This is a genomic window from Enterobacter sp. 22452 (genome assembly GCF_052045065.1).
Lineage (GTDB): Bacteria > Pseudomonadota > Gammaproteobacteria > Enterobacterales > Enterobacteriaceae > Enterobacter > Enterobacter mori.
In genome coordinates, this window is sequence record NZ_JBQEOB010000008.1 from 148,673 (window position 1) to 157,803 (window position 9,131).

5 protein-coding genes and 1 other RNA gene are annotated in these 9,131 nt (G+C 56.7%); 3 read left to right on the forward strand and 3 right to left on the reverse strand.

Translation table 11 applies throughout. The features are described 5' to 3' along the window. Positions 1–98: 98 nt before the first annotated feature. Positions 99–206, forward strand: an RNA gene (gene rprA / locus ACTJJA_RS20305) — antisense sRNA RprA. 5 nt (positions 207–211) lie between these two features. Here the strand turns inward: rprA and ACTJJA_RS20310 are convergent. The 3 genes from ACTJJA_RS20310 to ppsA all read right to left on the reverse strand — a co-directional run bounded on the left by ACTJJA_RS20310 (position 212) and on the right by ppsA (position 6,603). After that, entirely contained in the window at positions 212–2,587 is a 2,376-nt protein-coding gene (locus ACTJJA_RS20310) for a glycoside hydrolase family 3 N-terminal domain-containing protein (protein ID WP_440669033.1), read from the reverse strand. A gap of 3 nt (positions 2,588–2,590) precedes the next feature. Then, positions 2,591–3,991, reverse strand: a complete 1,401-nt coding sequence (locus tag ACTJJA_RS20315; RefSeq protein ID WP_108416822.1) for an MFS transporter — start codon at positions 3,989–3,991, stop codon at positions 2,591–2,593. Between the two features lie 233 nt (positions 3,992–4,224). Next, positions 4,225–6,603 carry a phosphoenolpyruvate synthase gene (ppsA, locus tag ACTJJA_RS20320; RefSeq protein ID WP_440669034.1) on the reverse strand — a complete coding sequence of 793 codons (2,379 nt, stop codon included), beginning with the start codon at positions 6,601–6,603 and terminating at the stop codon, positions 4,225–4,227. A gap of 335 nt (positions 6,604–6,938) precedes the next feature. On the opposite strand from ppsA, the gene ppsR reads away from it, so the two are divergent. Beyond that, a complete protein-coding gene (ppsR, locus tag ACTJJA_RS20325) occupies positions 6,939–7,772 on the forward strand; it encodes a posphoenolpyruvate synthetase regulatory kinase/phosphorylase PpsR (RefSeq protein WP_042719439.1) in 834 nt (277 codons plus the stop codon). A 152-nt stretch (positions 7,773–7,924) separates the two neighbouring features. Further along, positions 7,925–8,971 (forward strand): 3-deoxy-7-phosphoheptulonate synthase AroH, encoded by a 1,047-nt coding sequence (gene aroH, locus ACTJJA_RS20330; RefSeq protein WP_108416820.1) that lies wholly within the window; start codon positions 7,925–7,927, stop codon positions 8,969–8,971. Positions 8,972–9,131: the final 160 nt, after the last annotated feature.

Here is a 9,131-nt window from a genome sequence, read left to right on the forward strand (position 1 = left end):
CAGCACGTCCGCTGCTAACCTCAAGAAATCTTTACGTCTCTTTAACTATTGAGACGAATCTGATCGACGCTAAAAGCCGACATGCCTACTATTAGGACACGGTTATAAATCAACACCTTGATTTATAAGCATGGAAATCCCCTGAGTGAAACAACGAATTGCTGTGTGTAGTCTTTGCCCATCTCCCACGATGGGCTTTTTTTTATCCTGACTACGCGCGCTTAACCTCACAGGTACTGAGCATCCGCCACTCAACAGGCAATACCCGCGTTTCCCCTGTCACATTGACCATCACCGCCTCGCGAATATCCCCCGACGATGCGCCAACCTGCAGTTCAAACTCACCCGGCTCAACGATGCGTTTCCCGTCGCGACGGGTAAAGTTGAACATCTCAACCGGTAGCGTAAAGGTGAGCGTGGCGGTTTCGCCCGGCGAGAGCGTGACGCGCTGGAAGGCTTTCAGCTCCTGAAGCGGCCGCACCTGCGTGGCGACCTTATCCCTGACGTAAACCTGTACCACCTCGCTCCCGCTGCGCTCACCGGTATTGGTGATATCCACATTCAGCGTCACCTCTCCGTCGACCGGCACGCTGGATGCCGCCACTTTTGCCGCTCCCCAGCTAAACTGTGTCCAGCCGAGGCCGAAGCCAAACGGGTAACGCGAACCGAAATGGAACGCAAACGGCGTGCCGCCGCTTTTGAGCTTGTGATTGTAGTAATACGGCATTGCCCCGGCGCTTTTCGGCACGCTCACCACCAGACGCCCCTGTGGCTCCGCCCGCCCCGTCAGCACGTCCGCAATCGCCCAGCCCCCTTCCTGCCCGGGCGCCCAGGCCATCATCAGCGCCGCGACCTTATCTTCCAGGCCCTGAAGGTTGTACGGACGTCCGCCGGTCATCACTACGATCACCGGCTTACCGGTGGCGACCAGCGCTTCCAGCAGCTGTTGCTGCACGCCAGGCAGATTCAATGAGTCAGTATCTGAGCCTTCACCCACGGTGCCGCTCTGGAACAGCCCGGCCAGATCGCCAACGCAGGCCACCACCACGTCACTGTGTTGCGCGGCATCTACCGCCTCGGGGATCAGTGCGGTGCTTAGTGAAACCGGTGACTGCTGCATCGGCTTACCGCCGCTGTCGCCGGGGAAGACCGGCGCGCCCGCCATCCGTTTTTCAATGATGTGGCACCCTTTGGCATAGCGCACGTTCGATGCACCCAGATAGTGTTCCAGCGCCGCGCGCGGGGTCGTCACCTGCGACGTCTCTTCCACCATGTCGCTGATGATCAGGTGTACCGGAAAGCTGTAACCGCTGAGTAACGCCAGCGGATCGTCTGCCGTCGGGCCGACCAGCACAACGCGAGGCTTTCCGCCGAGGGGCAAGATGCCATTGTTTTCCAGAAGCGTGATCGACTTTGTCGCGACATCACGCGCCACCTGCCGGGTCGTCTCATTTTGCAGATCGCTGCCCTGCTCATCGGCATAGGGACGCTCAAACAGGCCAAGGCGGAATTTTTCCGTCAGCGTACGCGCCACGATCTCATCCACCTTCGCCATAGAAATCAGCCCACGCTCTACCGCTTCCGCCAGATGGCGCGCGCAGTCATCTTTCGGCAGCTCAACGTCCAGCCCGGCGTTGAACGCCAGCGCAGCAGATTCGGCCGCGTCGTGGGAAACTCCATGGTGCTGGTGCAGCAGGCTGACGCCGCCGTAGTCCGCCACAATAATCCCATCGAATCCCCACTGTTCGCGCAGGACGGTGGTAAGCAGGAAGCCGTCGCTGTGACCCGGCTGATTATCAATATCGTGGTAGGCGGGCATGACCGAACCGGCGTTGGCCAGCTTCACCGCCATTTCAAACGGCAGCAGGAAGGTATCATTCAGCTCGCTAAACCCGAGGTGCACCGGCGCGTGGTTGCGCGCCCCTTCGCTAAACGAGTGGCCAACGTAATGTTTCAGGGTCGCCAGCAGGTCGCGTTTATCGCCCTGTAAGCCCTTCACGTAGGCGGTCGCCATCACCCCCACCAGCCAGGGATCTTCGCCGAAGGTCTCTTCGGTACGCCCCCAGCGCACGTCGCGGGACACGTCCAGCACCGGCGCCAGCCCCTGCTGACAGCCGACGGAGCGCGCCTCTTTGCCAATCTGCTCCGCCGCCCGCTGCACCAGTTCTGGGTCCCAGGTCGAACCATAGTTCAGCGAGGACGGGAACAGTGTTGCGTCTTTGCACAGCAGCCCCACCAGACACTCCTCGTGGAAGAGCGCCGGAATACCGAGACGCGTCTCTTCCATCATCATGCGCTGGAGTCGGTTGGCCGCGCGCACGCCCGTTTTCGCATCAACAATATGCGTGCCGAGCGGACGCGTGATCTGCCCCACACCCAGCTTCAGCCGTTCGCTGAGCGAGGCCTGCTCGCTCACGCCTGCGAACTCATCGCTAAGATCGCTCCGTTCGCGGTGATTGCCGTTTTCATCGAGGATCAGCCAGTACGCGTGCATCTGGGCAAACTTCTCTTCCGGGGTCATGCGCGCCAGTAAGTCGGCGACGCGCTCGTGTACCGGACGTCCTGCGTCCTTATAGATAGCCGTCATGTTTTACTCCTGTATTGCAGAATGGGTTGCCGGGCTGAGCTTTCCTGCGTCGGGACGCACATCACGCTTGCCCGCAAGTTCACGGGCAATGGAATCCACCAGCCGACTGTTGAGTTTGTAAATGGAAAGAAGCGCCACCATGCAGAGGAACAGCACGCAAGGAATGAGCGTAAAGAGCGCGTTGATGGTAGAGAGCACGTGCGGCGCCTGCGTCACCTGGCCCGGTGCGTAATCCACCATGCCAAGCACCCAACCGACCACGGCCCCGCCCAGCGCCAGCCCAAACTTGATGGCAAACAGCGCGGTAGAGAAGACCAGACCGTCCAGACGACGACCGCTGCGATGCTCTTCGTAATCCACCACGTCGGAGAACATGGTCCACTGGAGCGGCGTAGTCAGGTTTTGAATAAAGCTAAAAACGATGTTGAGGCCGAATATCAGCCAGACCTGCGAAGGCGGAATGAAGAAAATCAGCGCCCCGAAAATGACGAACGTCATAATGGTCCACTGATAGGCGCGAACGCGATCAAATTTTCCAAGCAGGCGTTCAGATAATAATGCCCCGCTTAATGAGGCCACCATGCCTGAAACAATAAAGGCAAAGACCAGCTCCGGACGCAGCAGCACATAGTTGACGTAATACATGGTGGCAGAGCCGCGCGTCACGACCGCCGTTAACAGCAAAATATTAAACACGAACACAATTCGCCACTGGCTGTTTTTGGCCAGCAGTTTTAAATCCGTCAGCATGGAGCCGGAGGTATCATTTCGTGGCGAATAACGTTCGCGGGTCATCAGGAAGCAGCAGAAGAATAAAACAATACCCAGCAGCCCCATCAGGCTCATGGCATAGAAATAGCCTTTCTGTACGTTACCTTGCCCCAGCTGTGACACCAGCGGCAGGGCAATCACCGTCACGATCAGTCCGCCGATAAAAGACAACCCAAAGCGCCAGGATTGCAAAGAGTGACGTTCGCGGGGATCCAGCGTCAGCGCCCCCGGCATGGCGCAGTAAGGCACGTTAATCGCCGAGTAGATAAGGCTCAGAATGGCGTAAGTCACGCAGGCATAGACGATTTTCCCGGTCGGCCCGACGTCCGGTACATAGAAGGTAATCAGACAGCTGACGCCAAACGGAATAGCAAACCACAGCAGCCAGGGGCGAAAACGACCGTGGCGCGTTTGCGTGCGGTCGACGAGCGCACCAATGCAGGGATCGATAAATGCATCGACCACGCGCACCACTAAAAACATGGTGCCCATAATCGCGGCGGGCAAGCCAAAAACGTCCGTATAAAAATAGGCGAGAAATAACGTCGCCGTTTGCCAGACCAGCGCGCTGGCCATATCACCTAAGCCATAACCTATTTTATCTTTGGTACGTAATACAGAGGAGATTGTCATTGTTATTTGCCTTTTTATCAGGTTAAAACGTATTTCAACCAGTTGCGCATCATCTGAAGGGACGTGCGCAGTAAGGCTCAAGTATTAGCAACGCTTTGCGCGCTAACAATTGTCTAAATTAACAGACAAATTATGATATTTGGTTTTTTGTTTTATTTGTGATGGGGAGCATATTCGGGCGGAAATAAAAAAGGCGAGGAGATATCTCCTCGCCTTTTTCCGTTTTTACGCGGTTACTTATTCAGTTCCGCCAGGCTCAGCCAGGTTTGCACCACGGTGTCCGGGTTCAGGGAGAGACTATCAATCCCCTCCTCCATCAGCCAGGCGGCAAAGTCTTCATGGTCGGATGGACCCTGACCGCAGATCCCGACGTATTTACCCTGCTTCTTCGCCGCGCGGATGGACATCGAGAGCAGCGCTTTCACCGCCTCGTTACGCTCGTCGAACAGCTCAGAGACCACGCCAGAGTCGCGGTCCAGACCGAGCGCCAGCTGCGTCATGTCGTTAGAACCGATAGAGAAGCCGTCGAAGTGATCCAGGAACTGCTCGGCCAGCAGAGCGTTGGACGGGATTTCGCACATCATGATGATCTTCAGCCCGTTCTCGCCGCGCTTCAGCCCCTGACGCGCCAGCTCGTCCACCACCGCTTTCGCCTGGTCCACGGTACGCACGAACGGGATCATGATCTCCACGTTAGTCAGCCCCATGTCGTTGCGCACGCGTTTCACCGCGTCACACTCCAGCGCGAAACAGTCGCGGAAGCTGTCGGACACGTAGCGTCCGGCCCCGCGGAAGCCCAGCATCGGGTTCTCTTCTTCCGGCTCGTAGCGCTCGCCGCCCACCAGGTTGGCGTATTCGTTAGACTTAAAGTCTGACAGACGCACAATCACGCGTTTCGGGTAAAATGCCGCGCCCAGCGTCGCGATCCCTTCGGTCAGACGGCCGACGTAGAACTCTCTTGGTGAGTCGTAGCCTTTCATCATCTCGCGGATTTCGTTCTGCAGCTTCGGATCCTGGTCATCAAACTCCAGCAGCGCGCGCGGGTGAACGCCGATCATACGGTTGATGATAAATTCAAGACGCGCCAGGCCCACGCCTTCGTTCGGCAGGCAGGCGAAGTCAAACGCGCGGTCCGGGTTACCGACGTTCATCATGATCTTCAGCGGCAGGTCCGGCATGGTATCCACGCTGGAGCTCTTCACGCTGAAGTCGAGGATGTCGGCGTACACGTAGCCGGTATCGCCTTCGGCGCAGGAGACGGTTACGTTTTGTCCGTCCTTCATGCGTTCGGTGGCGTCACCGCAGCCAACAACCGCAGGAATACCCAGCTCGCGGGCAATGATCGCCGCGTGACAGGTACGACCGCCGCGGTTGGTGACGATAGCCGCCGCTTTCTTCATGATCGGTTCCCAGTCCGGGTCGGTCATGTCGGTCACCAGCACGTCGCCTGGCTCAATGCGGTTCATCTCGCTGATGTCGTGGATCACTTTCACCGGACCGGCACCGATACGGTGGCCAATCGCGCGGCCTTCCGCCACGATTTTGCCCTGCGCGTGCAGCGTATAACGCTCCATCACCTGACCACGAGAGCGGACGGTTTCCGGACGCGCCTGCACGATAAACAGCTTGCCGGTGTTACCGTCTTTCGCCCATTCGATATCCATCGGACGGCCGTAGTGTTTTTCGATCTGCACCGCCTGCTTCGCCAGTTCTTCCACTTCGGCGTCGGTCAGGGAGAAGCGGTCGCGCTGCTCCTGCGGCACATCTTCAATCTTAACCTGCTTGCCATGCTCCTGGGTCGGGGCATAGATCATGCGGATTTTTTTCGAGCCCATGGTGCGGCGCACCACTGCCGGACGGTTAGCCGCCAGCGTAGGCTTGTGGACGTAGAATTCGTCAGGGTTTACCGCGCCCTGCACCACCATCTCGCCCAGGCCCCACGCGGAGGTGATGAACACCACCTGGTCGAAGCCGGATTCGGTATCAATGGAGAACATCACGCCGGAAGAACCTACGTCCGAACGCACCATGCGCTGCACGCCAGCGGAGAGCGCCACGCCGCGATGGTCGTAGCCCTGGTGCACGCGATAGGAGATGGCGCGGTCGTTAAACAGGGAAGCAAACACGTGCTTCACCGCCACCAGCACCGCATCGTAACCCTGAACGTTCAGGAAGGTTTCCTGCTGTCCGGCGAACGAGGCATCGGGCATATCTTCTGCGGTTGCAGAAGAACGCACGGCAAAGGAGGCCTGCGCATCGTCAGCGGAGAGCTGGTTGTACGCGTCATGAATGGCTTTTTCCAGTTCCGGCTGGAAAGGTGTGTCGATGATCCACTGGCGGATTTGTGACCCGGCTTTGGCAAGCTCGGTGACATCATCAATATCCGTTTTATCCAGCAGGTCGTAAATGCGCTGGTTAACACCGCTCTGGTCTAAAAACAGGTTAAAGGCATCGGCGGTGGTGGCAAACCCGTTTGGTACGGAAACACCCATACCGGACAGATTTGTAATCATTTCACCCAGGGAGGCATTTTTGCCCCCAACTCTGTCTACATCATTCATGCCGAGTTGGTTATACCAAAGCACCAGCGGTGACGAGCCATTGTTGGACATCGAAACAATCCTTTTGTGATATTTGATCGGAGTAAGAAACACCTGACTACGTATTTATACTGGCATATTTACTTCCGCTAAAAAAACGGTGAATCGTGTAAGCAATTTAAATTTTCAACTTTTCGGATACTTTCCCATCACTCGCTAAACCGATGATTCCTATATATTCAGCCTAAAACCACAAAAATAAAGTCGCTATTTGAAAAATGAAATCCACTTTTCAGGAAAATCAAAAACACCGTTTCATTTATAATTCGGATAAGTTCTTTGCTGTGTAATTTACTTTTTTAATTTATGCTTTCAGGCAATTAGGTCTGATATTCAGGGTGGATAAAATGGATAGTGCTGTCGATCGCCACGTTTTTTATATTTCTGATGGTACGGCGATCACCGCCGAGGTGCTGGGGCACGCGGTGATGTCGCAGTTTCCCGTTTCGATTAACAGCATCACGCTGCCCTTTGTGGAAAATGAGAGCCGCGCCAAAGCGGTGAAAGACCAGATTGACGCCATTTTCCAGCAGACCGGCGTGCGCCCGCTGGTGTTCTATTCGATTGTTATCCCGGAAATTCGCAGCATCATTCTGCAAAGTGAAGGATTTTGTCAGGACATCGTGCAGGCGCTGGTGGCACCGTTGCAGAGCGAGCTCAAGCTCGACCCGACGCCTATCGCCCACCGTACACACGGGCTGAACCCCGGCAACCTGACCAAGTACGATGCGCGTATCGCCGCCATTGACTACACCCTTGCCCACGACGACGGGATCTCGCTGCGTAATCTTGACCAGGCGCAGGTGATCCTGCTGGGCGTGTCGCGCTGCGGCAAAACCCCGACCAGCCTCTATCTGGCGATGCAGTTTGGCATTCGCGCCGCAAACTACCCGTTTATTGCCGATGATATGGACAACCTGGTGCTGCCCGCCGCCCTTAAGCCGTTGCAGCACAAGCTGTTCGGCCTGACCATTAACCCGGAGCGCCTCGCCGCCATCCGCGAAGAGCGCCGCGAGAACAGCCGCTACGCCTCCATGCGCCAGTGCCGGATGGAAGTTTCCGAGGTTGAAGCGCTGTACCGCAAAAACCAGATCCCGTGGCTGAACAGCACCAACTATTCCGTAGAAGAAATTGCTACCAAAATCCTCGACATCATGGGGCTGAATCGCCGCATGTACTAATATGCTAGTACATTAATCCGGTTTCAGTTATCATAATGGGCATCATCGGGGCGAATTTGCCCCGAACTTGAAATCAGCAGGGATTGGTTTAAGGTGATGCCCATCACTTCCCGGTAGTCTGCCGATGAAGCACAAAAATTCTGAGACATTCCATGAACAAAACCGACGAACTCCGCACTGCGCGCATTGATAGCCTGGTGACTCCGGCTGAACTGGCCCAGCGGCACCCCGTTTCCGCAGGCGTTGCGGAACATGTAACGGCATCCCGCCGCCGCATTGAAAAAATCCTGAACGGCGAAGACAAGCGCCTTCTGGTGGTGATTGGCCCCTGCTCCATTCACGACCTGGATGCCGCGATGGACTACGCAAAACGTCTTCAGGGGATGCGTGAGAAGTATCAGCATCGCCTTGAGATCGTCATGCGCACCTACTTTGAAAAACCGCGCACCGTGGTGGGCTGGAAGGGACTGATTTCCGATCCTGACCTCAACGGCAGCTATCGCGTGAACCACGGTATTGAGCTGGCGCGGAAGCTGCTTTTACAGGTCAACGAGCTGGGCGTTCCGACGGCGACCGAGTTTCTCGATATGGTGACCGGGCAGTTTATCGCCGATCTGATCAGCTGGGGCGCAATTGGCGCACGCACCACCGAAAGCCAGATCCACCGTGAGATGGCCTCCGCCCTCTCCTGTCCGGTTGGCTTTAAAAACGGGACCGATGGCAACACGCGAATTGCGGTTGACGCGATCCGCGCCTCGCGTGCCAGCCATATGTTCCTGTCGCCGGATAAGAGCGGTCACATGACCATCTACCAGACCAGCGGCAATCCGTACGGGCATATCATTATGCGCGGCGGCAAAAAACCGAACTATCATGCGCAAGATATCGCAGCAGCCTGCGAAACGCTGGCCGAGTTTGACCTGCCGGAACACCTGGTGGTGGATTTCAGCCACGGCAACTGCCAGAAGCAGCATCGCCGCCAGCTGGATGTCTGCGATGAGATCTGCCAGCAGATCCGCAGCGGTTCCACCGCCGTGGCAGGCATTATGGCGGAAAGCTTCCTCAAAGAAGGCACGCAGAAAATCGTTACCGGACAGCAGATGGTTTACGGCCAGTCGATCACCGACCCGTGCCTGAGCTGGGAAGACAGCGAGCTGCTGCTGGAGAAGCTGGCAGCTGCGGTTGATTCTCGCTTCTGATGTTATTGTCGGGCGGCGCTGCGCTTACCCGACCTACGGTTCGTGCCCTTCTCCCTCTCCCTGTGGGTGTACGGTCCGGGGACATAGTGAACACTTGTTCGGGGACATGGTAGACACTTACAACTAAGGCATAAGAACCCGTTTATGGAGTCGCTTATGC

Coding starts and splice junctions, on each gene's coding strand:
- ACTJJA_RS20310 (WP_440669033.1), bottom strand. CDS start 2,587: ATGACGGCTATCTATAAGGACGCAGGACGTCCGGTACACGAGCGCGTC.
- ACTJJA_RS20315 (WP_108416822.1), bottom strand. CDS start 3,991: ATGACAATCTCCTCTGTATTACGTACCAAAGATAAAATAGGTTATGGC.
- ppsA (WP_440669034.1), bottom strand. CDS start 6,603: ATGTCCAACAATGGCTCGTCACCGCTGGTGCTTTGGTATAACCAACTC.
- ppsR (WP_042719439.1), top strand. CDS start 6,939: ATGGATAGTGCTGTCGATCGCCACGTTTTTTATATTTCTGATGGTACG.
- aroH (WP_108416820.1), top strand. CDS start 7,925: ATGAACAAAACCGACGAACTCCGCACTGCGCGCATTGATAGCCTGGTG.